The sequence below is a fragment of the Fibrobacter sp. UWB4 genome (genome assembly GCF_002210345.1).
GTDB lineage: Bacteria > Fibrobacterota > Fibrobacteria > Fibrobacterales > Fibrobacteraceae > Fibrobacter.
The window spans coordinates 224,427-249,333 of the sequence record NZ_MWQI01000001.1; the positions used below are offsets into that span (position 1 = coordinate 224,427).

At 49.0% G+C, this 24,907-nt stretch carries 20 protein-coding genes; 16 read left to right on the plus strand and 4 right to left on the minus strand.

Going from position 1 to position 24,907, the window contains the following annotated elements; genetic code table 11:
• From B7990_RS00980 to B7990_RS00990, 3 genes are all read left to right on the plus strand, one after another.
• Complete coding sequence (locus B7990_RS00980; RefSeq protein ID WP_088639205.1) at nt 1–534, plus strand: DUF4416 family protein; 534 nt, start codon at nt 1–3, stop codon at nt 532–534.
• Between the two features lie 97 nt (nt 535–631).
• The gene (locus tag B7990_RS00985) at nt 632–1,831 is read left to right on the plus strand and encodes a hypothetical protein (RefSeq protein ID WP_254917259.1); all 1,200 of its coding nucleotides are present in this window, start codon (nt 632–634) and stop codon (nt 1,829–1,831) included.
• Between the two features lie 8 nt (nt 1,832–1,839).
• Nucleotides 1,840–2,961 carry a hypothetical protein gene (locus B7990_RS00990; RefSeq protein ID WP_088639207.1) on the plus strand — a complete coding sequence of 374 codons (1,122 nt, stop codon included), beginning with the start codon at nt 1,840–1,842 and terminating at the stop codon, nt 2,959–2,961.
• A 146-nt stretch (nt 2,962–3,107) separates the two neighbouring features.
• Here B7990_RS00990 and B7990_RS00995 read toward each other — a convergent pair whose 3' ends face one another.
• Nucleotides 3,108–4,037, minus strand: coding sequence for a tyrosine-type recombinase/integrase (locus tag B7990_RS00995; RefSeq protein WP_088639208.1), 930 nt, complete (start codon nt 4,035–4,037; stop codon nt 3,108–3,110).
• Between the two features lie 51 nt (nt 4,038–4,088).
• Here B7990_RS00995 and B7990_RS01000 point away from each other — a divergent pair, with 51 nt between their 5' ends.
• Genes B7990_RS01000 through B7990_RS01020 form a run of 5 tightly spaced genes read left to right on the plus strand, consistent with a single transcriptional unit; the run spans nt 4,089 to nt 8,776 of the window.
• Nucleotides 4,089–5,414, plus strand: a complete 1,326-nt coding sequence (locus tag B7990_RS01000; protein ID WP_088639209.1) for a hypothetical protein — start codon at nt 4,089–4,091, stop codon at nt 5,412–5,414.
• A 29-nt stretch (nt 5,415–5,443) separates the two neighbouring features.
• Nucleotides 5,444–6,004, plus strand: coding sequence for an STAS domain-containing protein (locus B7990_RS01005; RefSeq protein ID WP_254917260.1), 561 nt, complete (start codon nt 5,444–5,446; stop codon nt 6,002–6,004).
• Between the two features lie 3 nt (nt 6,005–6,007).
• Complete coding sequence (locus B7990_RS01010) at nt 6,008–6,922, plus strand: peptidase M23 (protein ID WP_088639211.1); 915 nt, start codon at nt 6,008–6,010, stop codon at nt 6,920–6,922.
• Nucleotides 6,923–6,932: 10 nt separating this feature from the next.
• Nucleotides 6,933–8,057 carry a hypothetical protein gene (locus B7990_RS01015; protein WP_088639212.1) on the plus strand — a complete coding sequence of 375 codons (1,125 nt, stop codon included), beginning with the start codon at nt 6,933–6,935 and terminating at the stop codon, nt 8,055–8,057.
• Entirely contained in the window at nt 8,054–8,776 is a 723-nt protein-coding gene (locus tag B7990_RS01020; protein ID WP_088639213.1) for an NUDIX domain-containing protein, read from the plus strand. Before B7990_RS01015 ends, B7990_RS01020 begins: the two co-directional genes overlap by 4 nt.
• 90 nt (nt 8,777–8,866) lie before the next feature.
• On the opposite strand, the gene B7990_RS01025 is transcribed toward B7990_RS01020, so the two are convergent.
• Nucleotides 8,867–9,076, minus strand: a complete 210-nt coding sequence (locus B7990_RS01025) for a hypothetical protein (protein ID WP_088639214.1) — start codon at nt 9,074–9,076, stop codon at nt 8,867–8,869.
• Between the two features lie 162 nt (nt 9,077–9,238).
• Between B7990_RS01025 and rimP the strand changes: the two genes are divergently transcribed.
• The 6 genes from rimP (at nt 9,239) to ribF (ending at nt 16,460) form a co-directional block, all read left to right on the plus strand.
• A complete protein-coding gene (gene rimP, locus B7990_RS01030; protein WP_014546932.1) occupies nt 9,239–9,691 on the plus strand; it encodes a ribosome maturation factor RimP in 453 nt (150 codons plus the stop codon).
• 13 nt (nt 9,692–9,704) lie between these two features.
• The gene (gene nusA, locus B7990_RS01035; RefSeq protein WP_088639215.1) at nt 9,705–10,928 is read left to right on the plus strand and encodes a transcription termination factor NusA; all 1,224 of its coding nucleotides are present in this window, start codon (nt 9,705–9,707) and stop codon (nt 10,926–10,928) included.
• 81 nt (nt 10,929–11,009) lie between these two features.
• Nucleotides 11,010–14,108, plus strand: coding sequence for a translation initiation factor IF-2 (infB, locus tag B7990_RS01040; protein WP_254917261.1), 3,099 nt, complete (start codon nt 11,010–11,012; stop codon nt 14,106–14,108).
• A complete protein-coding gene (rbfA, locus tag B7990_RS01045; protein ID WP_014546935.1) occupies nt 14,108–14,461 on the plus strand; it encodes a 30S ribosome-binding factor RbfA in 354 nt (117 codons plus the stop codon). Before infB ends, rbfA begins: the two co-directional genes overlap by 1 nt.
• Nucleotides 14,462–15,517 carry a pseudouridine synthase gene (locus tag B7990_RS01050; RefSeq protein WP_088639217.1) on the plus strand — a complete coding sequence of 352 codons (1,056 nt, stop codon included), beginning with the start codon at nt 14,462–14,464 and terminating at the stop codon, nt 15,515–15,517.
• Between the two features lie 49 nt (nt 15,518–15,566).
• The gene (gene ribF / locus B7990_RS01055) at nt 15,567–16,460 is read left to right on the plus strand and encodes a riboflavin biosynthesis protein RibF (protein WP_088639218.1); all 894 of its coding nucleotides are present in this window, start codon (nt 15,567–15,569) and stop codon (nt 16,458–16,460) included.
• A gap of 17 nt (nt 16,461–16,477) precedes the next feature.
• On the opposite strand, the gene rhuM is transcribed toward ribF, so the two are convergent.
• The gene (gene rhuM / locus B7990_RS01060) at nt 16,478–17,437 is read right to left on the minus strand and encodes a RhuM family protein (RefSeq protein ID WP_088639219.1); all 960 of its coding nucleotides are present in this window, start codon (nt 17,435–17,437) and stop codon (nt 16,478–16,480) included.
• A gap of 803 nt (nt 17,438–18,240) precedes the next feature.
• Here rhuM and B7990_RS01065 point away from each other — a divergent pair.
• Entirely contained in the window at nt 18,241–19,728 is a 1,488-nt protein-coding gene (locus tag B7990_RS01065) for an FISUMP domain-containing protein (protein ID WP_176407163.1), read from the plus strand.
• Between the two features lie 26 nt (nt 19,729–19,754).
• Nucleotides 19,755–20,657, plus strand: coding sequence for a DUF2971 domain-containing protein (locus B7990_RS01070; RefSeq protein ID WP_176407165.1), 903 nt, complete (start codon nt 19,755–19,757; stop codon nt 20,655–20,657).
• A gap of 157 nt (nt 20,658–20,814) precedes the next feature.
• Here the strand turns inward: B7990_RS01070 and B7990_RS01075 are convergent, their stop codons facing one another.
• On the minus strand, nt 20,815–24,894 hold the full coding sequence (locus B7990_RS01075) for an SNF2-related protein (RefSeq protein WP_088639222.1): 4,080 nt from the start codon (nt 24,892–24,894) through the stop codon (nt 20,815–20,817).
• Nucleotides 24,895–24,907 lie beyond the last annotated feature (13 nt).

Here is a 24,907-nt window from a genome sequence, read left to right on the forward strand (position 1 = left end):
ATGAAAGCTTCTCAATTTTCCGAAAATGCGCAATTGATTGCGTTTGTGTTGCAGAAAGGGTCTGAATGGGACCCGAAAGTAATTGAACTTCTTGAAAAAACTTGGGGACCGATCCGCCATAAGGGTCGTCTTTTTGCGTTTGACAAGACGGATTACTACAAGCCTGAAATGGGCGATGACCTTTATCGTGGGGTCGTTTCTTTTGAAAAGGAAATCCCGCCAGAGACGATTGCAGAAGAAAAGGAACGCAGCAATGCGCTAGAACTTACGACCGCTTCGGCTGAAGCTCCTGAACTTCGCCATGTAAACATTGACATTGGCTACATGGACATGGACAAGGTGGTGCTGCCAAGTTATAAGCGTGGACCGTTCAAGCTTTATGCGGGCAAGGGCGTGTGGCTCGACATGCTTTTAACATACGCCAAGGGCGTTTTCCACCCGACGGCATGGGCTTTTGATGATTTTGTACGGAATCCCTACCAGCACGATTTGCAGCTGATACGCGAAAAGTTCAAAAAAGCGCGTAAGGGATAATTCGGAATTAGGAACAATCGCTCAATATCGCTTGATTCCCTCCCTTTGGTCGAGAAGGACGATTCTCTAAGTCTAAATCTTTTTATATTGCATATTGATGAATAAGAAGCATTTACTCCTTGGTCTTTTGACCACCTCGCTTATTGCGTGTTATTCCCCCGATCCGTTCGAGGCTGAATCATTGAATAGTTCTGGTTCCAGTGTGGAATCGGAAATTGGAAAGGTTTACCCGGTGGATGGCGATGCCAAAGATGGAGAGCAAACTTGCAATCCCTCTGTGAGCAATGATCCCGTAAAATTCCCGGCGTCGATGCTGTGGCTCAACTTCGGTAAAATCAACGTGGGAAAGCATGATTCTCACTATAGCGTAGAAAAAGTAAGTGTGCATGACCGCTTAACGGTTTCGGATACGGCTAACGATGTGAAGTGGTACTTGATGCGCGATGTATCCAAAGGCGAATGCGAGTTCCAGGACCCTGAATGGAGTACGCATGCTGATTATATCGTCGCCTTGCGTGGTTATGATGTCAATGGCAGCAAGGCCTGCGAAGATCTGGACTACGGGATTTTTGCCGTTCGCACGTCGGATAAGGAAAAATTCTGGTTCTATGAAAAGAAGATTATTGGAGAAGCGACACCGCATGTGTGGGTTGATCCTATGGCGGAAGCTCCTGAAGATGGCGATGATTCAACGATTGAAGGTTTCTTTGGTACAAAAAATGTGCACCTCACCTACATTGAGGGGGAACAATATCCGCAAAGGAAAATCGTGTTCGTTGATTATGCGAACGGAGGCAAGGCCGTTAGGCTGAAAAAGCCGTCTGATCGCGAGAACTGGAATATTGATAGCCCACTGATTTCGCCGGATGGAAAGTTTGTCGTCTATAACATGAAAAAGAGCGAAAACACCTGGGAAGCCTATGTGCAGGAACTTTCCGAGAATTCTAAAGCTGTAAAGATTGAATTGACGAAGGACATGATGTCTGAGCCGGCACAGCCGCATTGGTTCCAGTTTAATGGTCGGCTCTTTGTTTTGTGGGCAGAGTTCCCGCAGAGTTCGGAAATGCAGATGCTGAATAAGCACAAGCTGAATGAAGCATCGAGCCAGGATGGTTCTGTCGGACGTACGGTGATGCGCGAGATCCGCTTGAATGCGGGGGCGCCTGCTGACCTTGCCGTGGAATGGGTCGGAAATAATATCGAGATTGCGCCTGTGCCAATGACGGGTGGCCGCTCTCCTGATGGCAAGTTCCTGGCGACTGGCACAAACAATGCCTATTTGATTAAGCTTCCGTGAGGTCCGACATGAAAAAGAATTTATTGGTTGAAGGCTCTTCTTTAGTCGCGCTTGTTGCGGTTGCTTTTTATGCAGGCTTTAATTCTCCTGTGACGCCTGCGACTCCGTGGCAGTCCATTGGCGGTTGCGGTGCGGGTGGATCTGGAGGTGGCTCTGGCGATGGCATTAAGTGGATTGGCCAAGGCGTTTCTGGCGGCTATCTTGAAGCCGAGGTCTTTACGAAGTACAATGTTGGGCAGAACTTCTCGGCACTTTCTGTAAATCCGCATTTTTCGATTAAGCCGACCTGGGATACGAAGCTTGGTGTTTCTATTCCGCTTGTGAGCCATCAGGGCGAAGTACAGTACCGTAGTAACCAGGCTCCGACAGACCGCAGTACGGGTGGCCTTGGCGATATCTCGTTTGACTTTTCGAAGACGATCGGCAGTGGCGGTGCGGCTTCACTTTCGGCATCGCTCACGATTCCGACTGGGCAGTACGATATCAAGCGCGGTACGGATAATTCAAAAGAAATCTTGCCGAGCAGCTTCCAGAAAGGTAGCGGGCTTTATTCGCTTACTCTTGGATGGGATTACAGCCGCGATACGGACAAGGGTATTTGGCTTTATAGCCTGAGCTACACGCACCCGTTTGCAATGCACTTGTTCTCGGGGAAAAACGAGTTTAACGACAGCTACTGGAAGAATATCAAAAAACACGGAGATCGCTTCAAATACCGCTTTAAACCGTATGGAGAGAATGACCTCGGCGCATTTACGCCTCCGTCCGTTGGCGGCTCGGTGGCTTACGGTTATCGCGGCCGTACCGGCATTGTGCAGTCGTTCGGTTTGAACTTCTCTGTTCCGCTTGGCGTGGCCTGGATTCCTTCTGAAACGGAGGGCGTCTATGACCCGAAGCCGGACCCGGATCACCAGGCTTGGTCGTTCTCACTTGTGTATGGCATTGAGTTCTCGAATCCGGATTTCCCGGTGTTCCTTGCGCTTTCGTTGCCGATTCACGACAAGGCAGGTGGCGCTAATGCCAAGAATGAATACGATGAAAGTCCTATGAAAAAGTGGAACGCTCCGGACTGGAAAGATATTGGCCAGCAGTGGACGATTGCCGTCGGCGTTAAGGGAAGCTTCTTTTAGTTAGTAGACAGTAGGCAGTAGTCGGTAGGAAGTTTTATAATCGCGGCTGCGCCGCCTGACTTGGTTCGCTGCGCTTGGGCTATTGCTCATACCTCAAAGGCACGGAGTGCCGACCCCATACCTCGAAGCACCGTAGGTGCGACCTGTTATGCCCTGGGGTGAGTCTTCTTGAAGGCTTGCTTGAGGCGTTCTGCGTTTACATGCGTGTAGATCTGCGTGGTGGAAATGTTTGAATGTCCGAGCATTTCCTTGACACTCATGATTTCGGCGCCGTTTTCTAGCAGGTGCGTTGCGAAACTGTGGCGCAGTACGTGCGGGCTTGCCTTGCCTTCCCAGCCGATTTCGCGGAGCAGGTCGTGGATATCGTTGCGTAATGTGCGGATCCCAAACGGTTTGCCGTCTTCGCTCAGGAATACAAAGCTTGTGGCGCCTGGGGCGTGTCCTGCATTGATCTCTGCCGCCCTGAATTTTTCGAGCCAGGAAATGAGCGAATCTGTAATGGGGACGATGCGTTCCTTGTTTCCTTTACCGATCACGCGGACAAGCTTTTCTTTTATCTGTAACTGATTCCAGCAGAGGCTTTGGCATTCTGAAATTCGCAGCCCTGAACCGTAAATGAGTTCGAGCAGGAGGCGGGCGCGGACTTGCTTTAATGACGGATTCTCGGGGAGTTCCGGGAATTTTTCTTCGGCGAGATCTTTCTGTCCGAGAAAGGAAACGAGACGCTTGGGACGCTTGGGCATGGGGATTGCTTCTGCAGGATTTTTTTGCAATACCATGGAACGTACGAGGTACTTGCCAAAGCTTTTTAATGCGGCCAGGTGCTCGCAGATGCTTGTGGGTGCTAGTTTCTGCTTGATTTTCAGGTCCCAGACAAAAGCCTTGATGTTCATTTCGGAAAATGCTTCGAGCGGTGATGCGCCTTGTTGCGCATTTGGATCGGGGGACTTGTTTTCTGCCAGTGATGTGATATATTTTTCGAGTGATTTCCGGTAGGTTTCGACCGTTCTTTCGGAGTACCTGCGCTGTGTTTGCAGGTATAACAGGAAATTTTTGATGTATTCGTCTAAAAGCATTGTTCTTCGCTGTTGTCAAAAAGAAAAATAATCTATCTTAGTTGACACCAAATGTCTTTTTTGAAAAAAAATATATCTCTTCGGATTTGTTTTCTTGCCTGTGCGCTTGTGCCGGCGGTTTTTGCCGCTGACCGCGTTGTTGGGGCGAATGCGACTCTTGATGTTGAACCGGGTGCACGTTCTGCGGCGCTGGGTTCGGCGACCCTTGCTGTCGAGGGCGACTATCTTGGACTTACGACTAATGCGTATCAGCTTTCCCAGGCTAAGTATATGTGGGCCTCGTTCTCGCATACGGCTTATTACGAGGATACCAAGTACGATTATGCGTCTATGGTGATTCCTCTTCCTGGTAACCAGGGATTGGGTGTTGCGTTTTCAAGATTTGGTGCGGATGACATCCCGTATATCAAGGATGGCGAACCGTTACCCGAGGGTTCGAATTACAATACTCTTTCTATAGCTGACTGGGTGGTTTCGGCGGCCTGGGGGCGTCGCATCATGGACCGACTGGACTTGGGTGTTGCGTTTCACGTGCTGTACCGCGATATGGACCAGAGTGGCTGGGGCTTCCGCGGCGATGCTAGCGCCCGCTATCGGATCAAGGACGATTTTTATGTATCTGGTCTATTGAAAGGTTGGACTTCGTCGGCTGCAACCTGGGATTCTGGCGAGTTTGAATATTCTGCGCCTGAATTTTATCTGGCTTTGAGCTATGGCCTACCTGTGGAATACTTGTATGGCAAGTTCAATTTCTATTGGCAGAGTGCAGGCTTGTTCCATCGCGAGGCGAGAGACCTGGATCTGGATACCGATACTAAAGGCAAGCGCATTTGGGAAAATCCTATCGACTGGCTATCCGGTGGCCGTGGTGGTGTTGAATTTTCTTTTGACTTTGGACTTAAGTTGCGCGTTGGCCTTAGCAGCTTCACGACGTTCAAGAGTGTAACGGCGGGTGCTGGTCTTACAATTGCGAACTTCCTTGTTGTGGACTATGCATTTGAATCTCATCCGGTTTTTTCTCCGGTGCATCGCGTGAGCGTAAGCTTTAGCCCGTACCTCTTTGGACACAAGCCTAGAGAACAGGGGCACTTGGACAAGGCTGCTGCATCAAGGAAACTTGTCACTGAAGAACCAGAAGAGCTGCCTACAGAAGAATTTGTGGAAGAGAGTATCCAGAAATCTGTTGCTCCGACAGCTCCGGTGGAACCTCCGGCTGAAACGATTGTTCCTGCGGCGCAGGCGACGGCTGCTGAATCTGTGTCTTCGGACGCACCTACAGCTCCTTCAGCTTCGGAAACGCCTGAAACTCCGGCTCCTGCGGTTACGCCTGCTCACCCAGCTGCGATTGTAGAAACGGATGACGAAATTCTGGAATAGAGGGCTACAAGATGGGAAATGTAAAGAGTGTGGGTTTGTTTCTTTTGCTTCCGGCACCACTCAATCCGATTGGGGCTTTTGACGCGGAAACCTTTAAGGCGGATTTCCGCGCTGCGGTTGCTGCAAATTCAAAAGCGAAGTTTATAGGAGTAGACTTATCGGGCCTTGATTTTGTCTATAGCGATGCCTACAACGCTTTTATGCAGTTCCATCAGGAGCTTTCAAAGCGCAAGGGCGCCTTTGCGGTTCTTGCCGATAAGGAATCGCTTGCCAAGAGCTTGAGAAAAGTGGGGCTTGAACGGTTCATTCGCATCTTCGGGAGTGTTGATGAAATGGCTGCGTACACTCCGGTTGATCAAAAGAATCCGACAGCAGTTGTTGATGAACCTGCAAAGCATGTAGAGGAGGCTTCTTCGCCGACGAGTGCATCGCAAGTTGAATCTCCGGTTCACCAGGCTCCGGCGGTAGACCCGAAAGTCATGGATAAGAATCCGCTTGTTGATGAATCGTCGTCTTCAAAGGGTTCCTGCATTGCGGTACTTGTCCTTTTGCTGGTTGTTGTCGCTGTTGTTTCCTATTTAGTTTTGTAATCGATGGCTGTAGAATTTTCTGAGTATCAAGGGAAAAAAAGAAAACCGCGGGAACATGGTAAATTCCCGCTGATAAGGATTGTCCTTGTCTTTACGTTGATTGTGGTTGCCTATACGAATGGGTGGTTTCACAAACTAGTGGAGCTGCTTCCGCTTCCAGGGAATGAAGAACCTGTGGCGCCTACGGTTGAGGAATGGATTGCGGGATGCACGTTGTATGACGGAACTCCCTTTGAACTCAAGAAAGAATATGCGCAATGTTCCTGGATTGTTACGGATTCTTTGGCGCTTCCCAATTCGTTCTTGCGCTATGTCAAGAACTTAGCCAGTGATGGTTCCAAAATCCATTGGGTCGCTTCTAAAAAGGATTTTGGCGATGCACTTCTTGTCGTCCTTGAGGATTCTACCCGCAACGTCTATTTGCATATGACCCGCGAGGATTCTTCGAAGGTCTGGGTTTCAAGCAAAACTGGATGCCTTTTCCCGGGACCGTGTCCGCATGTACCTCTGGGATGGTCGGCGCTTGCGATTGTAGACAACTTTGACTTTGAAGGTATGGAACAGCTGCTTTCTGCGGATGTCTTTACTGGACTTGGCGAAGCTCCGATCTATCCTGTGCTTCCTGGTGTTGTGCTGGAAGCGGGGCGTGATTCTCTTGGGAATTTTGTTGAGCTTAATCATGGTAACGGGATTACTTCGCGCATGTTTGGCATTGGTTCATGGAAGATGGCGCCGACGGTTGGCAAGGTGCTTGGTGTCAAGGATGCGGTGGGCCGCCTTTCGCCACAGGATAGCTCCACGTTCTTTTTGACTGTTCGTCAAAATGGCTTGTTCGTGCGTTGGAAGGATTTTTACAAATCAACGCATCCGGTGGATTCAACCCAAATTGCTATATTCAAAAAGAATCTGCCTTTTTGAGTGAGTCTGTATGAAGCGTAAATCCGCAGTGCTTAAATTCCCCTTTTGCTTGCTTTTCTTTTTGGCGCCTTTGTTTACTAGCTTTTTGTCTTCGTGCGCACAGGATGGCGATGGTCCGCTTGACGTGATGCCGAACGGAAAGGCTGTAGAAGGTAAAGGCTATTTCCTGGAAGCGACGCTTGATTCTGGCAAGGCCATTCACTTGATCTCGGATACGCTTTATGTTACGTTATCTCAAATATGGTCTTTTTCGAATTGCTCGTTGACGTCGATCGATTTGAAATATTCCTTTGTAGATTCTGTTCTTGTCATTTCTCCAACAGTACAGATAAAGGTGAACTCGGATGATTGCCCTGCTCCGATGTATCGTCCTGATTCGACGTTTAAGATGCTGATGGATAAGGACATTCCTTCTAAGATTACAGAAATTGTCGTGAAAAATGATGTGGATTCACTTTTAGATTCCATTATGCTTCGCCGGGGAAAATTTGTGCGGGATACCTTTAGCATTTTTGTGGATTCCGCATTTGGTGAACCGGGGCAGTTTCCGTTAAGGACGAAAGGATCCCCTTCGATTTTGCGCGTACTGGATTCGATTACACCGCAAAAGTTTTTCTGGCGTACACTTCGCGCAAACTGCGCCATGCGCGTAGATATGTGTGATTCCGTTGTCGCCGATACTATTTATCCTGGACAGTGGATTGCTGATGATACGGTGCTTGTGCCGGTGCGTCGTGCTTGTGCCTTTGAAGATTCAACGTATTGCCTGGAAGCAAAGTGGGAATATGATTCTACCGCTCTTGGCAAGGTGAATGAACGCCTTGATACGGTTTGGCATACGAGCTTGTATTACATAGAGAATATTCCTTCGTGTGGACAGATCAGCGAATTTTCGCATACGGGATTTATCCTTGGTCAAAACATGGTGTTTTGGCGCGAACTTTTTGAGCCGGATGAAAGTGAACTCTCCTGTGGCCCTTCGACAAAGAAAGATTGGTTGGTCTATAACCTTGCTACGGATAGCCTGGTAACTGAATCCGAAGAAAAAGAATTTATAGATAGTTTGTATAAAACCTGGAAGTCGGCAACGGTTGCTAACGATACGCTTAAGGCCGATTCGACGGAGTCAAAATGATTGAATATTCCTTTGCTGCTGAAATTGCCGAAGAAGACAAGCCGGTAATTCTCGAAAGCAAGATTTATAAGCAGTGGCTAGAAGCTTCCGAGAAAAAATTCAACATCACGAAGGTGCATTTTGCTTCGGTCGATTACTTTAGCAAGCGCCATGAACCGCTGTTCATCAAGCTGAATGCGACGGCGTTCTTGCCGGACGGAAAGCCTGTGCATGGGATCGTGCTTGTACGAGGCCATGCGGTGGGGGTGCTTGTGGTGCTCCATTGCGAAGGCAAGCGTTATTTGCTCCTGGTGCGCCAGCCGCGATTTGCAATCTCGGAAACGGATTCGCTTGAAATTCCGGCGGGGATTCTTGACTGGTCGGGCGATTTCCGCAAGGTGGCGCTCTCGGAACTTGAAGAGGAAGCTCAAATCAAGGCGAAGGATTCAGAGCTTATTGACTTGATGGATTTCTGGTACAAGGGTAAATACGACGGCTTTGCTGGAAGCTGCGGGCTTTTGGATGAACGCATCCGCCTTTATGCGATTGAACGCAGCGTGACGCGCGAAGAACTTAATGCGATGGACGGCAGGAACCAGACCTACACTGATGAGAACGAATGGATCCGTACGGAGGTCTTGCCTTACGAAGAGGCCGCTCACCAGTTTATCGACGGAAAGAACTTTATTGCGCTGTTCCTCTACGAACGCTGGCTCGAATCGCAGAAAGTGTATTACTAGCTATTAGTTTTTAGTTCCTAGTTATTAGTTCGAAGTTAGGCGGCTACGCCGCGGTTACGATGCAAATGACCAAAGACTATTGACTAAAGACTAGAAAATCGTATTGTTGATCGTAAGTCCAGCGAAGAACAGGATGAGGTAGCCGTACCAGAGGCCGGTCGGAACGTAGTTCCAGATGCGCTTGTACTTTTTCGGTTCGTCCTTATTTTTGTCCTTAATACGGATAATGTTTTTCTTGAGGTAAAAACCGCAGAGCGCAAGCCCTCCGAAACTGATAAGGATAAGAAGTACGTAAGCCATGCCACAAATATAGCATATTGCCCCATTTTTATACTCTATCAGTTGCCTAGTGCAAAAAAAATTTCTCTATTTGGTGTGTACTGACGTTCGTGGGTTCAAATTTGGCTTGAACGAGCCGGATTCGGGTCCGAATACGAACGCCGTTTATTGTAAGAGGTTTATTTGGTCGCCCAAGAAAAACTGAATTCTCTCATTGCCGATGCATGCAAGTCCGCATCTGTTACGCTTGTGGAAGCTGATGTGTTCCGTGCTGGCAAACGCAAGACATTGCGAATCTTTATCGACAAGCCCGAAGGTGTAACTATCGATGACTGCACGAACGTGAGTCATTTCCTTTCGGATGCGCTGGACCTGGATCCCGAGTTGATCGAGGGCGCTTATACGCTTGAAGTTTCTTCTCCGGGAATAGACCGCCCCCTCAAGTCTATGGCGGATTTTGAACGCAACAAGGGGCGCCTGCTCCGTGTGACCCGCTCGACGGGCAAGCCAGTGACTGGTGAACTTTTGAATGCCGACGAAGAAAATCTGACGCTCAAGCTCAAGGGCAATGCCGGCGAAATCGTCATACCGCGGTCCGAAGTGCTTTCGGCCAAGGTCGAAGTAGAAATTAAATAGGAAGGTCAACTATATGAAGAACGAACCGAAAGTAAACTTGCTCGACGTACTCAAGGAAGTCGTTGAAGACAAGAGTGTCGATGATTCCGTGATTTTGGACGCCCTCAAGAAGGCTCTTATTTCTGCGGCCCGCAAGTATCTGCACATCGAAAAGAAGATCAACGTCGATATCGACATGGAAACAAACGAAGTCCATGTGTTCTTGAATGTCGAAGTTGTCGATGACTATCCGGACTACGACCCGAACATGACTGCCGATGAAGTGGCTGAAATGGACGAAGGCTACATGCTCGTCGAAGAAGCCCGCGACTTCAATGAAGATGCTCAGGCAGGCGACAGCCTTTATATGGAACTCCCGACCTCCTCCTTTGGTCGTCAGGCCATCCAGACTGCAAAGCAGCTCTTGACCCAGCACATCCGCAGTGCCGAATGCCAGCGCATCATGGACATCTACCGCAGCCGCATTGGTACGATCATCAACGGTACGGTACTTCGTTTGGAACAACGTAACGTGATTGTTGACCTTGGCAACAAGATTGAAGCTGAACTCCCGGCTCGCGAACAGATTCCGCACGAACGCTTGACTCAGGGCGCTTCTGTGAAAGCTGTGATTGCCCGCGTGGAAGAATCTACGAAGAGCGGTGCTCAAGTTATTTTGTCTAGATCCAACGCCGACTTCCTCAAGGCGCTTCTCCGTCAGGAAGTTCCGGAAATCTACGAAGGCACTGTCGAAATCAAGGCTGTTGCCCGTGATTCCAAGAATCGCCGTGCAAAGATTGCCGTCTATTCTCGCGATGAAAAGATCGACCCGGTTGGCGCTTGCGTCGGCATGAAGGGTGCTCGCGTTCAGACGATTGTTCGCGAACTTGGCAACGAACGTATCGATATCGTTCACTGGGACGAAAACTTCGACGTGTTCGTTCAGCGTTCCTTGGCTCCGGCTTCTGTCCTTAAGATGTTCCCGGTTCCGGATACGGACCGTATCGTGATCATCGTGGATGACGAAAACCTCGCTCAGGCTATCGGTAAGGGTGGCCAGAACGTGGAACTCGCCGGTCGCTTGGTGGATCGCAAGCTTGACGTTCATGGAGAACAGGAATGGTCTCAGATGGACGAAGAAGCCAAGAACAACATCCTCGCTCCGAACTATGAGGATGAAAGAAGAATGAGAGCGAAGCGTATGGACGAAGACAGAAAGGCAAAGGCCGCAGCTGTCAAGAAGGACGTGAACGCTTAAAAACTTTTGCGCAGGGCAAATAGTTTAACGGAAGAATAAGAAAAGGAATTGAATAGGCTATTCATGACGAATGAATCTCAAATGAAACCTAAGGATTGGGCAGATGCTCATGGATTGAAGGTTGATGTGGTGATGAAGCTGCTCCGCGATGCAGGCGTTGCAGTTCGTACCCATATGTCCAAATTGGATATGGCAGACTTTGCTAAAATCGAGGATGCTGCCGCTGCCGAAAAACAGAAGCAGGATGCCCGCAACAAGAATCTCAAGAGGCCTACAGCTTCTGAATCTGATTCTTCCGCTTCCGCTCCTGCAAAGAAGAAGGAAACGTCGGTTGCGACGAACAGACTTGGCTTGAAGGTGAGCCTCAAGAAAGGCCCGGGTCCTCGCAAGGAGGCTCCGAAGCCTGCTGCTAAACCGGAATTGAAATCTCCGGTTGCAAAACCCGCTGCTCCGGCTACCGTAAAACCGGCCGCCCCGGCCCCGGCACAAGTTGCTCCGAAGCCTGCCGCACCTGCTCCGGCTCAAGTGGCTCCTGCCGCTCCGGCACCGAAGCCTGCAGCACCTGCTCCCGCACCGGCCGCAGCACCTGCTGCTCCAGCCGCACCGGCTGTAAAGCCCGCTGCTCCTGCCCCGGCCCCGGCACCGCAGGCAAAGCCTGCCGCCCCGGCGCCTGCACCGGCTGCCCCGAAGCCCGCTGCTCCTGCTCCGGCTGTAAAGCCAGCCGCTCCGGCCGTCGCAAAGCCCGCTGCTCCGCAGCCGACAATGATGTCTGCTTCTACGGAACTCAAGCAGCCGCCGATGAAGGCTCAGGTCTTCAAGCCCGATGCTGCAATCCTTGCCCGTATCGAAAAGTCTCGCCAGCAGGCTCAGGCCGCTCGCAACAACCATCGCCCGAATGGTGGAAATCGCAATGGCGGCAATGGTCAGGGTTACACGGGTACGTTTGGCCGTCTCTCGAACAACGGCAACGGCGGTAACGACAACCGCAACAATAACAACAATAATCGTCGCCCGAACGGCGGTAACGCTAGCAGCAGTAGCCGCGGCTATACCGGTCGTAACGGCGGATTCTCCAGCGGTTCCATGCAGGAAGCTTTCAACGCTTCCAACAACAATAACCAGGCTCTCGGCCAGAACAACCAGAACGGAAAGGGCAATGGCAAGGGCCAGAACGGCCGCCACGGCAACGACAAGAACCGCCGTAGCAATACTAAGGACCGTCAGGAAATGCAAAGGGAACAGCAGCAGGAAGCCGTTCGTCAGAACGTCTCCCGCGTGATGGCATCCCTCTCCAAGAACCCGGTCAAGAAAGTTTATCACAAGGAACATTCCGAAAACAACTCGGGTGAAGAAAAGAAGATCCTCAAGACTTCTGACTTCATTACCGTGGGCGAACTCGCAGGCCTCATGGACCAGATGCCGGCACGCGTCATTGCAAAGTGCATGGAAATGGGCATGATGGTGACCATCAACGCTCGCCTTGATTTCGAAACGATCCAGATTTTGGCTGATGAATTCGGTTACGAAGCTCAGCTGATGGAAGAATACGAAGAAGAAGCTCTCGGTATCGAGGAAGAATCTCAGGAAAATCTCCAGCCGCGTCATCCGGTGGTTACCGTCATGGGCCACGTTGACCACGGTAAGACTTCTCTCCTCGACTGGATTCGTAAGACCCACGTGGTGTCCGGCGAATCGGGTGGCATTACGCAGCACATCGGTGCATACGAAGTCACCACCAAGCAGGGCAAGGTTACCTTCCTCGATACTCCGGGTCACGAAGCCTTCAGTGCTATGCGTGCTCGCGGTTCCCAGGTGACCGACGTTATCGTTCTCGTCGTGGCTGCAGACTCCATGGTCATGCCGCAGACGGTTGAATGTATTGAACTTGCAAAGCGCGAAAACGTCCCGATGGTCGTCGCCATTACAAAGATGGACCTTCCGACCGCAAACCCGGACAAGATTCGCGCCCAGCTCGCAGAACGCGGTGTGGAAGTCGAACAGTGGGGTGGTCAGACCAGCTGTATCGAAGTTTCTGCACGTACGGGTCAGGGCATGGATGTCCTCCTCGAAACGCTCGCTCTCGAAGCTGAAATTCTTGAACTTAAGGCCAATCCGGATACGCATGCCCGTGGCGCTGTCGTTGAATCCAAGCTCGACGTGGGTAAGGGTTCCATGGCTACGATCCTCGTGCAGAACGGTACGCTCCATGTGGGTGACCCGTTTGTTTGCGGTATCTACGCTGGCCGTGTCCGTGCCATGTTTAACGAACGCGGTGAACAGATGAAGGAAGCTCCTCCTTCTGCTCCGTGTCAGGTGCTCGGCTTTGATGGTACTCCGCAGGCCGGTGACGAACTTGTCGTGGTGGAAGACGAAAAGACCGCACGTGAAATTGCTTCCAAGCGCCGTATGGCCGCTCGTGAACGCGATCTCCGCGCCCGTAAGACGGTCTCTCTCGAAAACTCCTTCAACGCAAAGAAGGAAGGTACGCTCTCCGAACTCAACCTCATCGTCAAGGCCGACGTGGGTGGTTCTGCAGAAGCTTTGGCCGCTTCCCTCGAAAAGCTTACCAACAAGGAAGTCCGCGTCAACATCATCCGCAAGGGTGTGGGTACGATTACGGAATCCGATATCCTGTTTGCAACGACCGCACAGGCTATCATTATTTCCTTCCACCTTATGCCGTCTCTCGCTGTCCGCGAAATGGCTCAGAAGGAAGGCATCGAAATCCGCAACTACCGCGTGATTTACGACTGCATTGAAGATATTAAGAACGCTGTGGAAGGCCTCCTCAAGCCGATCATGCGCGAAGAACTCGTTGGCGAAGCCGAAATCCGCCAGGTGTTCAAGGTCCCGAAGGTCGGTCTCATCGCTGGCTGTATGGTTACCGACGGCGAAGTCGACCGCACGAGCCATGTCCGCGTTTACCGCAACGGTATCGAACTCGGTACGACCGTGGTCCAGTCCTTGAAGCGCATGAAGGACGACGTCAAGTCTGTTGCTCGTGGCTTTGAATGCGGTATCGGCCTCAAGGGTTACGACGATATCAAGGAAGGCGATAGCCTCATCTTCTTCAAGGAAGTCAAGGTCGCCCGTACGTTGGAAGACGTTGCCCGCGAAGAAGCTGAAGAAAAGGCAAAGAAGGCTGCTGAAGAAGCTGCCGCAGCGAAGGAAAACGCTTAATGACTCGTAGAACCGATAGATTAGGCGAGCAGTTCCGCGAAGAAATCTCCAAGCTCATCCAGAAGGGCTTGAAGGATCCGCGCGTGAGCACTCTCGCGAGCATTACCCGTGTGGACATTACTGAAGACCTGAGCTATGCAAAGGCCCTCGTCTCGGTGATGGGTTCCGATAAAGAAAAGCGTGATACGCTTGTCGGACTCAACAATTCCGCCGGCTTTATCCGTGGCGTCTTGGGCAAGGCCTTGAAGATTTTCAAGGTTCCGGAGCTCAAGTTCGTTCTTGACGAAAATCTCGAACATGCCATGCACATTGAAGAAATCCTTGCAGAACTGAAGCAGAAAGGGGAACTTTAATTGTCCTCTTCCGGCTTCGTCCTCTTGGACAAAATTGCAGGTGAAACATCTTTTAAGGCCCTTTTCCCTCTGAAAAGGGTCTTTTGTACTAAACGCGTGGGCCATGCGGGTACGCTTGATTTGCGTGCAAGCGGGCTCATTATTGCTGCCACTGGTCGTGCAACGCGCCTTTTGCCCTACATTGAGGCGAAGGACAAGTGCTATACGTTCAGGCTCCACCTTGGCTACGAAACCGACACTTTAGAGTGGGACGGGGAAGTGGTTAAGGTAGACGACAAATGCGTGGGGCGAGAGTCGCAGCCATGCTTGCATGGATATGACCGAGCCCAGCATTTGGGACTTGAGCAAAGCGAAAGTCCAAAGACGAGAGACGAGAGTAGTTGTCATCCTGGAGCCGAAGGCGATAGGATCCAGTGCGGAGTGCCTTCGGTGACGCGCGCGGACCTCGAAGCGGTTTTGCCGCAGTTCATTGGCGACATTGACCAGGTTCCGCCGAATTACAGTGCTGTGAAAATTGACGGCCATCGCGCAAGCGACTTGGCGAATCGTGGTCGTGAAATTGAACTCAAGCCTCGCCGCATTCATATCGAATCGCTCAAAGTCGTGGACGAGGGCAAGGTTACGGAAGGCTGTACCGGCAAGTGCTTTGCCACGTTTGATTTGGAATGCAATTGCAGCAAGGGAACGTACATCCGCTCGCTCGGTCGTGATTTGGCTCGTGCGCTTGGTACGTGCGGCTGCGTCTCGATGATCCGCCGCCATCGCATTGGTGATGTGACGGTAGACCATGCCGTTCGCGGGGACGCTCTCACGCCGGAACATTTGCTCCCTGTGGACCAGGTGCTTGATTTCCCGGTTGTCCGCTTGAATGACGACCAGGTGAAAGCGATTCGTTTAGGAAATTGGGTGCCGTGGCGCACTCCTGTTGAAAATTTAAGCACGACGCCAGGGGCGGAAAAGTTTGTCTTTACCGCTGATAAAGATGGCGCTGTGATTGGGCTTGGCGTTTATGACCCGGGCCGCATTTGCCCCAAGTTCTTTTTAGGTGATGATTAAAAAGGTGATTCCCGATCAAGTCGGGAATGACAGATAAGGTGATGATTAAATGAAACGCGCTGTGACAATGGGTAATTTTGATGGATGCCATTTGGGGCATCAGGCGCTTTTTCGCACGCTGAAAGCGGTTGCCGAAGTGAACCATTTGCAGCCGACGGTCATCAGCTTTGAACCCCATTCCAATTATGTTTTGCGTGGGCCGGGCGATCCGTTGCTCCTCACGACGACCGAAGAAAAACGCGAATTTGTCGAGAGCCTTGGCATTGAATTTTTGGTTTTGCCGTTCACGAGCGAATTGGCTAAACTCCCGTTTGATAAATTTGTCCGCACGGAACTGATTGAAAAGCGCGAAGTCGTTTCGATGTTCTTTGGCCATGACCATTGCTTTGGTGCTGGCGGCAAGGGCAATTACGAGACGATTACCGCTGCGTTCCCGGAACTCTCGACGCAGATGCTTTCAATGGTTTTGCACAAGGGCGAACGCGTGAGCTCTTCTGCCGTGCGCAATGCTCTTTTGAACGGCGATGTGGACCGTGCGCAGACTTATCTCGGCCGTCCGTATCGCTTGTCCGGAACGGTTGTGGTCGGCAAACGCCTTGGACATACGATCGGATTCCCGACGGCAAATGTGCAGATGGAACAGTTCAAGTTCTTGCCGAAAGGCGGCGTGTATGTTGCAAGCGCTAGACTTTCGGATGGTCGCATTTACCGCTCCGTCGTGAACATCGGAACGCAACCGACAACGCCCGGAACGCATAACCTTGCGGTCGAAGCGTATCTGCTTGACTTTAACGAAGACATTTACGGCCAGCACTTAGCGCTGGACTTGCTCGCCTTCTTGCGCCCTGAAAAGAAATTCGCAAGCATCGAAGATTTGGTCCGCCAGATTGGCATGGATGCCGATACCGCCAAGAATTACAACGGAAATCACTGGGCGGAGTAGGGGAAGTTTTTGTTCCCTCATATTCCTTTGGTGCAATCTTCCACTTTTTTGACGACTTCTTCAGGTGTTACGAAATTAAGAATGCTGAATGCAGTCATTTCATTGCCCATATCCTTAAATGATGCTCCGAAGTGATATACAGTGTCATCTATAAGCAAAAAACGGTCGTGAATTGTACGCATCGTTTTTAATTCTAGTCCAGGATATTGTTTGTTGTGCAGCTTTTGGGCTTCCTTAAATTCTGGGGTGATTCGTGCTGCGTAGATGATTGCTGTAATGCCTTTTGATCGCATTGCTGCCAATTTTAGTACTTCGATTGTAGCAAACGGGTCTATGAATATAACTGAACGCTTGGCTTTTTTTACGAGGTCTGCAATCAAGACAAATCCATCGAAACGAGTTCCTGTTGCTAGAATCCCGCTAGTTGGTGTTTGTGCCGATTTAATGAAGAAGTCTATATGTTGCTCTACTGTCGAAAGTCGGGAGTTTTGTTCTACGATGGTCTTACGAACATCTGCGATTTCTGAACTCTGCTTTTCGATGAGCCGCTGTTGCTCGTGTAATCGATCTGCAATTTGTAGGTCTGTTGCCATTTTTCGTTGGTTGATGGCATAGCCCTTGAGCATGTAGTCTTTAAGAACTTGATTTGCCCAACGGCGAAACAAGGTGGCGTTTTTACTATTGACGCGATAGCCGATAGACAGAATTGCATCAAGGTTGTAGTATTTGGTTTCGTACACCTGTTTTGAATCGTTACCCATATGTTCCAAAACGGAACATGTGCTATCTTCGTCAAGTTCTTGCGATGCATAGATGTTTTTTAAGTGCTTGGTAATTGCAGGACGTTTTGTCCCAAATAGATCTGCTATTTGCGCCTGTGTGAGCCAAACGGTTTCCTTTTCAACGCGTACTTCTAGCTTGGTTTCGCCCTCCGGCTGATAAAGTACGATTTCACCAGTTTCTTCGTTCTTGTTCATTTTCTCCTACGACGCAATAGATATTGTTGTAAAAAATGCCGGGCGAGCATGGCGCCTGCCATGTTCAATCGGTATCGCGAGATACTCTTTCACCCCCCCGGCGTAGGTGTACCGGCTTCACCAAATGTCGTTGCCGTAGCAGAGCGACCCCCCGGTATTGTTTTTTCGATGAAATTAAATAATGTGCGGAATCGGAGCAATAGCTGGAACTTTTGGTAAAAATGGCAAGAAAGGATTGTTTTTAATGTCTTTGCTTTCGATTTCATTAAAAAACTTCGTTTTTTGCGAAATTTGGGGGATTGGGGTGGGTCTGATTCAATGTGTGTAAAATTTTGGAAATGAATTTTAGTGTTGTTTTATTCTAATTTGGAATAGCATTATCAAGGATTTTTGTCAAAAAAAGCATTTTTTGAGGAGAATGGGTGGTCAATTGTAAATTTATTGAATGATGTAATCGTTTTTAAGCTATCTTTAGAGTGTATAAAGAGTTTTTGCTCTTGTTCTTTGGACGAAATCTAGACAATTTCTCTAACCGAGAACAAGGCGAACGCTCACGCAGGCATACCGTTTTGCGGTATGTTTCAGTTTGCTGTACCGACTATGCAGTCGGTCTTTGGCCGTATGGTCAGAGGGCAACAGCCCTTTGGGGGCGTGGGTCGTTTGTGTTTGTCGGTTAGTGGCAGTCTAGAGCCCCGTTCAGATAAATGCAACGATCTGCGTCCTTTTTTGTATTCTCAAAAATCGGCCAAATAATTGCTTGCAAGGGAGAAACTCCATAGGTGTATAAACAAATGGAGGCTGTTATGGCTACTAACGGAATGTTCAATGCAATCATCACGAAAGTGACATTGACCTTTGTATTTCTCCTTGCGGCCTGTGGCGGTGGTGACAGCGGTAATCAGGCTGTTGCTCCTGAAAATGGTAGCGAATTATCGTCTAGCTATGATTATGGTAATGGTGCATTCACAACATCGTCTTCATTTGGTTTCGTAAATCCTCAATCAAGTAGCTCTGTTCAGTTCTTTTATGGGTCTTCTAGCTCTTTTCTGATTTCTTCTCCATCATCTAGTTCTAGTCAGATTTATTCGAAGTCATCGACTTCTATAGTGAAAAGTTCCAGCTCCAGTAAAAAAATACAGTCTTCGTCATCTGTGAAGAAAAAATCTAGTAGCTCGTCTGTTCCTTATAGTTCGATGACCGATTCTCGAGATGGACAAACTTACAGAATTGTCAATATTGGCAAACAAACATGGATGGCTGAGAATTTGAATTATAAAATAGAGGGGAGTTACTGCTATTTAGGGAAAAATGAATATTGCGATAAATATGGTCGATTGTATGATCGGGGGGCTGCTTTTATTGCATGCCCTAGTGGGTGGCATTTGCCGACAACTACAGAATGGTTTACTTTGAATAGTTATGTTGGTGGTGAAAGCGGAAAAAAACTTAAGTCAAAAAGTGGCTGGGATAAAAATGTTAAAGCATTGGATTCGTATGGTTTTTCTGCTCTTCCTGCAGGTTATGCGTTATCTGATATAAAAGGATATACATGCGAAGGAAAGCAATCGCGTTTTTGGAATTATGATGAAAATAGTATTTTTTCTTTTTTTGAGATAGATAGCAGTGTTGCCGCAACCGTTTGGCAAATGAAAAGTGATGAGCATACATATGCTTATTCTATTCGTTGTCTTAAGGGAAAGGCTACATACATTTTGCCTTCGTCAAGTAGCAATGTTTCCCTTTCTTCTTCCTCCTATTCAAAATACTCTTCCTCTCAAAAAAGTTCTTCATCACGTTTGTGGTCGGAACATACGATGACAGACAGCAGAGATGGAAAGATTTATAAAACAATACTTTATGGGTCTGGTACTGGAACTACCCTTTTCGAATGGATGGCTGAGAATTTGAATTACTCAGAAATGGGTGTATGTGATGTCCATGACAATTGTAGCGAATATGGACGATATTATACTTGGAACGAAGCGTTACAAGCTTGTCCCCAAAATTGGTCTTTACCAGACACTTCTGAGTGGAAAAAATTCACTAAGATTGCATATGGAGACGGAGCCTTATTAGATAGTTTTTCTGCTGCTAAAGGAGGATTGATGATAGATTATCTTGCTACTCATCATGATCGTATGTACTCCTACTATTGGACTCGATCGACTGGTTTAAACGGAGGTAAACCAATCTATGCATCTTATTGGTCTTTCAAGAGCACAGCATCAGGATCTTGGAGTGCTCCTAGAGATTACCGCATTCCTGTGCGATGCATACGCGTCTACTACTAACAAACCCTAAAATAAAGGTGTTCTTTATGAATTCAATGTTTTACAAATTTCTTCATGATGATGAAAATCATACTGTTTTGAAAAGTTGCCTTGATGGTAATTTACTGTTTTCGCGTATTCCCGAGTTGAATGATTTTTCAGAAACTTTTGCTGTTGCGGATAAAGAAGAAATTGATCGTTCTTTGGCTGAAATGCGGCGAGATGGATGTAGTGAAGAGGAACAAAGATGCTTTTATGAACATGTAGAGTTGATGGAAAAAGTTTTTCCCGAATTTAAGAATGTTTTTGAGTCATTTAAATCATTGAATCTTTCGCGACCTTTTCCATTTTCTCAAATAGGTGGACTGATACAAATGGTTGCTGGAAATGGGTTGGAAATTAATCCCTTAAATAAAATGATGAATATTTTGCCAAGTTTTTTGCAGTTGACGAATGAGCTAATCCAAGATAGAGTTGGAATTTTTTGCGTGTCAGAAGATGTTGATAATTTTCCAATGTGGGCTCATTATGCCGATAATGCAAAAGGTTTTGTCGTAGAGTATAAGAATCTTGAGGTGCTTTTTTGCGGCGATGGAACTAAAATGTTGAATCAAATTCAGGAAGTTGACTATTATGGGGTGGAACGTCCTGCTGTTTCATTAAAACCAGATAAATTGAATGCGTTGTTTTTCTCAAAACAGGGTAAATGGAGCTATGAAACTGAGTGGCGAGTTGTTAAGCCTCTCGCTGAATGTAAAAAGAAATCGGTGGGTTGCGGTAGCGAAAGGAGCTTTTTCAAGATGGAAAATCCTAAAGATTATATCAGTCGAATAATTGTTGGATGGAATGGAAATCTTGAAGAAGTAAAAAGTATTGTTGATGAAAAAATGGGTGTTCCTGTAGTTCAGGCTAATGTCGTTAATGGCAATATTGAAATCCCGCAAAAATGAATGAATAATTGCTTTTGTTCTTAGAAAAAACGGCAGGCATTTTGTCTGTCGTTTTCTTTAGCTATAGATAAAGATATAGCTAAATTTAGCACAGAGACTTTAATTTCTAAGTGTTGCTAATCTACAAAATAGAATTTTAAAAGTCAAGCGACCTGTTTTACACAATCGTGTTGTCCAGGCAGAAGACTTCGGCGAGTTGCTTGTCGTCCATGTCGGCGAGCCATGTTTCGCCAGCGTTCACGGTCAAGTTGGCGATGGCTTTTTTGGTTTCGAGGAGGGAGTTGATCTTCTCTTCGAAGGTGCCTTTGGTGATAAAGCGGTGGACTTGGACGTTGCGCTTTTGGCCGATACGGAAGGCGCGGTCGGTGGCTTGCGCTTCGATGGCGGGGTTCCACCACAAATCGTAATGGATGACTTGCGAAGCGGCAACAAGGTTGAGGCCGGTGCCTCCAGCCTTGAGCGAGAGAATGAGCACTTTGCAGTCCGGATTTTCCTGGAAATCCTGGATCATTTCGGAACGCTGCGTTTGTGTGCAACCGCCGTGGTAGAAATGCGTACGGAGGCCGAGTTCGCTTTCGATTGTGGATTTTAGCAGGTGCCCCATTTCGGCAAATTGCGTGAAGATGAGCGTCTTTTCGCCTTGCTCTTGGATGGATGTGAGGAGGTCCAGGAGCATTTGCATCTTGCCGGATTCGAGCTTGCTGGATTTAGGAACGTTGGACAAGACTTCACTGGATGGGGCTTCGCCCCTCCCTTTGGGCTCGGTCATGCCCAAGCCTGCTTGGTCGCGACACTCGCCTTTAAGGTAGTCTTCCTCCCGGTGATCGTCTGGATGACGTTGGGACGGGGAATTCGCGCTTTCTGTAGGGACTGCCGCGGCGTCTTGTGCTGAGGTTGCGGCGAGACCTTTCAGGAATGTGGCGGGGTGGTTGCAGATTTGCTTGAGGGCAAGAATCATCTGCAAAATAATGCCCTTGCGCTTGAATAGTGCGTGGGCATCGTTTGCCTTTTCGCTGAGCGCCTGCTCCATCTCGAGCTCTTGCATAAAATGTTCAAGTGTCTTTTGATAAAGAGCGGCTTGTGAGCGCGTGAGTTCGGCGTATTCGTCTTGGATGATTTTATCGGGCAAGTCGCTGATGATGCTCTTGTCGGTCTTGAGACGGCGCAGCATGAATGGTGCTGTAATTTTGCGGAATGTTTCGGCGACAATCTGGTTGCCGTTCTTTTGAATTGGCGTTTCGAATTTTTCGCGGAATTCACTTGCGCTCGGGAAGAACCCGTGGTTCGCAAAATCCATGATGGTCCAGAATTCCATAAGGCGGTTTTCGACCGGGGTGCCACTCATCGCGATTTTCATCGGGGCGCGCATGCGACGGAGCAATTTACTCTGTTCGCTATCGGCGTTTTTGATGTTTTGTGCTTCATCGATGATAATCGTTTGCCATTCGTGCTTGTCGAGTTCGGCAAAGTCCTTGCGGAACGTGGCATATGTCGTGAGCAATACGTCGGCGCTGAACTTTTGTAGGTCGCGGCGGCCTCCGTGGTACGCAAAGAATGTGAGTTCCGGCGCGAACTTCTTGATTTCGACTTGCCAGTTGCAAAGGAGGCCGGCGGGCATTACGACAATGGCTTTTTTCTCCGCGAATTTGCCTTCCTGTTTCATCTTGAGGAGGAACGTAATGACTTGCAGCGTCTTGCCAAGACCCATGTCATCGGCGAGTATGCAACCGAATCCGATTTCTAGATTCTTGTACATCCAGGAGTAGCCGCGCATTTGGTAGGGGCGGAGTGTCGCGTTTAGATTCTCGGGCAATGGAATGTCCGTTTCGGCGCGCCAGGCGTCGAACTGTTGCTTGAAATCGCTTGCCATTTCCACCGGGATGTTGTCGCATTCACCGGTGAAGCAAGCTTGTACGAGTTTGGCTTGCGTGATTTCTGGAACGGAATCTTCTTCGAGGATTTCGTCGGCGTTTTCCGCGGCATTATCAGAAGACGTTCCCGCATCATCCCCAGCAGTTTTTTTGCCTTTGCCATCTTTGGCGTCTGCGCCAGACTTGCCTTCAATTTTATCGCGGATGGATTGCAAATCCTGTTCAGTAATTTGCACGTAACTGGACTTGTATTTTAAAAGTCCGTCCGCTTGTTCTGCGAGTTCCAAAAATTCCTTTGCCGAAATGTTTTCGTCTCCAATCGCAATTTCCCAATCGAAGTCTAGCAAGTCTCCGGCTGTAAATGCACCAAAGCTCATGCTTCCTTGCAAGCGCATCTTGGGCTTCGGCTTTCCGATGTTCAAGAGGTTCTTTGGAATTTCCGTCTGGATGCCGAACAGTTGGAGTTTTTTGAGGCAATCCTGCAAAAATTCGAGGAGTTCGGCGCCTCGCATCAAAATCGGTTCGCTTGCTCGGCGTTCCAAGTACGCATCGAGCGGCTTGAAGCCATCGGCAATGCCGTTCAGAACGCTCATAATCGAGAGCAATCGTGAGTCGTTGTTTTCGAATAATTCCGAAAGCGGCGTGCGTCTCGGGGCATTCACAGGTCCCGCCGCATTCCCGCTTGCACTCGCTGCATCTTCGTCAAGTACAAAAACGTCCAGTGCCACATCTTCGTCCATTTCGCTACAGACAAAGAGAATCTGCGTGCGACAACCGAGGCAAGAATACACCGAGAGCCATTGCTGGATTTTCCCCGGAATGGCATGTGCGTTGTTTGCGAGCTTTCCTGAAACGCTATCGAAAAAGAACGAGAGCAAGTTGCCGTGATTCGTCTTGAGAGGTGTCTTGTATTTGCGCGCAAATTTCAAGAGCTGCGAGATGAACAGCGACAGAATGTGCTCGGCGGGCTCCGCAATTTCAAAGAAGGCTTCTTCTTTGCTTGTCCACGCGAGTTCTCTCGGGGCGGTGACTTCGAGGTCTGCGACAATGTAGAGAATCTCGGGGAGCATCTCGGCGGGGAGCCAGCGCATTTGCGCTACGTCTTTCCCGATCCAGAAAACTTGCGGGTAAATCGCTCCGGTGCGCACAAGGTAAAACGCCACTTGCAACATCAAGTGCAAGTAACGCACGGAGTAATGGTGCCACGAAAAATTCCCGGCGCTGAGGCAGCAAAGAGCGCCCATCACGTTTGTGACGGTAAGATTGCTATTGATGACCTTGTCTGCCATGGACTGCTCGAAATTCCAATGCCATCCGGGCTTGTGGAATAGTCGCAGTTGCTCGTTTTCCATTAGGAACGTCTTTGCGTTGTTCACGCGGAACTGTTCCGAGAAAGCGTCAAAATTCTCGAAGTCGGTAAAGAACTTGTGGCACGATTCTAGTTCGTCCGTAAAACTCTTGCGGAAATTTCCGGCGGGGCAGAACTTCGGGAAGTTTTGCAACATCGCGGGCAGAATGTGCGAGTAGTCTTTCCAACTCTTGAAATCGAATGTTGGCAGTTGCTTGGGTGGAATGCTGTTTTGCGATTCGCGGCCTGAGCCTTTATACCCACCAAATAAACTTGCGCTCGCGTCTTCCGCATGAGAAAGTTCGGCGGCGTTTTGGGCCTCGCGTTCATCGCTTTCTCCGGCGCTTCTCGCAACAGCACTATCTGCGCTTTCCCCATTACTTCCTGCGACATTCCCGTTTGCGGATGCATTCCCGGCGGCATTTTCGGCATTAGAGCCTACGAGTCTTGTTGCCTTGCTGAACGACCTCACGAGATTTGTTTCGCTGGGTGCTTCCATTTCCATGGAGTCCGGCTTGTAGTCCTTGATAAAATCCAGGTCGAGTCCGTGAATCTTGAAAAGGACGTTCGGCTCCTTGTCCGCCTGTTCTGCGATTTTCAAAAACGTGGCGACGAGGTATTTGCACGGGCGTTCGTCACGGCAGTCGCAACCCATGTTGACTTTGGCCGGATCGTCAAAAAGCTGGAGGCCGCTTTTGCTCATCAAGAGTTCAAGCGACGGGCTAAGCGCCTTGTTGTTTAGGGCCAATAGTTCCGCAGGCTGCTGCTTCAAAAAGCTCACGAAAATTTCGGAAGATTCTTTAGAAAATTTCGGGAAGACGATGTAGTTGTTGTGGAGGCCTCCATTCGGGCCTTTCACCACGGAAATCACGCGGTTATCGACGATGTCGATGCTTGTGACCTGGCCCCGCGCGGCGAACTTGAGTCCTTGCAAAACAGCTTGATCGCTTGCTGTCGCAAGAATCGAGTTCAGCCATTTGTTTGCCCACCAAGTCTTTCCGTAATTTCCAAAATCCATGCGTTCAAATATA

Coding starts and splice junctions, on each gene's coding strand:
- B7990_RS00980 (WP_088639205.1), top strand. CDS start 1: ATGAAAGCTTCTCAATTTTCCGAAAATGCGCAATTGATTGCGTTTGTG.
- B7990_RS00985 (WP_254917259.1), top strand. CDS start 632: ATGAATAAGAAGCATTTACTCCTTGGTCTTTTGACCACCTCGCTTATT.
- B7990_RS00990 (WP_088639207.1), top strand. CDS start 1,840: ATGAAAAAGAATTTATTGGTTGAAGGCTCTTCTTTAGTCGCGCTTGTT.
- B7990_RS00995 (WP_088639208.1), bottom strand. CDS start 4,037: ATGCTTTTAGACGAATACATCAAAAATTTCCTGTTATACCTGCAAACA.
- B7990_RS01000 (WP_088639209.1), top strand. CDS start 4,089: ATGTCTTTTTTGAAAAAAAATATATCTCTTCGGATTTGTTTTCTTGCC.
- B7990_RS01010 (WP_088639211.1), top strand. CDS start 6,008: ATGGCTGTAGAATTTTCTGAGTATCAAGGGAAAAAAAGAAAACCGCGG.
- B7990_RS01015 (WP_088639212.1), top strand. CDS start 6,933: ATGAAGCGTAAATCCGCAGTGCTTAAATTCCCCTTTTGCTTGCTTTTC.
- B7990_RS01020 (WP_088639213.1), top strand. CDS start 8,054: ATGATTGAATATTCCTTTGCTGCTGAAATTGCCGAAGAAGACAAGCCG.
- B7990_RS01025 (WP_088639214.1), bottom strand. CDS start 9,076: ATGGCTTACGTACTTCTTATCCTTATCAGTTTCGGAGGGCTTGCGCTC.
- nusA (WP_088639215.1), top strand. CDS start 9,705: ATGAAGAACGAACCGAAAGTAAACTTGCTCGACGTACTCAAGGAAGTC.
- infB (WP_254917261.1), top strand. CDS start 11,010: ATGAAACCTAAGGATTGGGCAGATGCTCATGGATTGAAGGTTGATGTG.
- rbfA (WP_014546935.1), top strand. CDS start 14,108: ATGACTCGTAGAACCGATAGATTAGGCGAGCAGTTCCGCGAAGAAATC.
- ribF (WP_088639218.1), top strand. CDS start 15,567: ATGAAACGCGCTGTGACAATGGGTAATTTTGATGGATGCCATTTGGGG.
- rhuM (WP_088639219.1), bottom strand. CDS start 17,437: ATGAACAAGAACGAAGAAACTGGTGAAATCGTACTTTATCAGCCGGAG.
- B7990_RS01065 (WP_176407163.1), top strand. CDS start 18,241: ATGGCTACTAACGGAATGTTCAATGCAATCATCACGAAAGTGACATTG.
- B7990_RS01070 (WP_176407165.1), top strand. CDS start 19,755: ATGAATTCAATGTTTTACAAATTTCTTCATGATGATGAAAATCATACT.
- B7990_RS01075 (WP_088639222.1), bottom strand. CDS start 24,894: ATGGATTTTGGAAATTACGGAAAGACTTGGTGGGCAAACAAATGGCTG.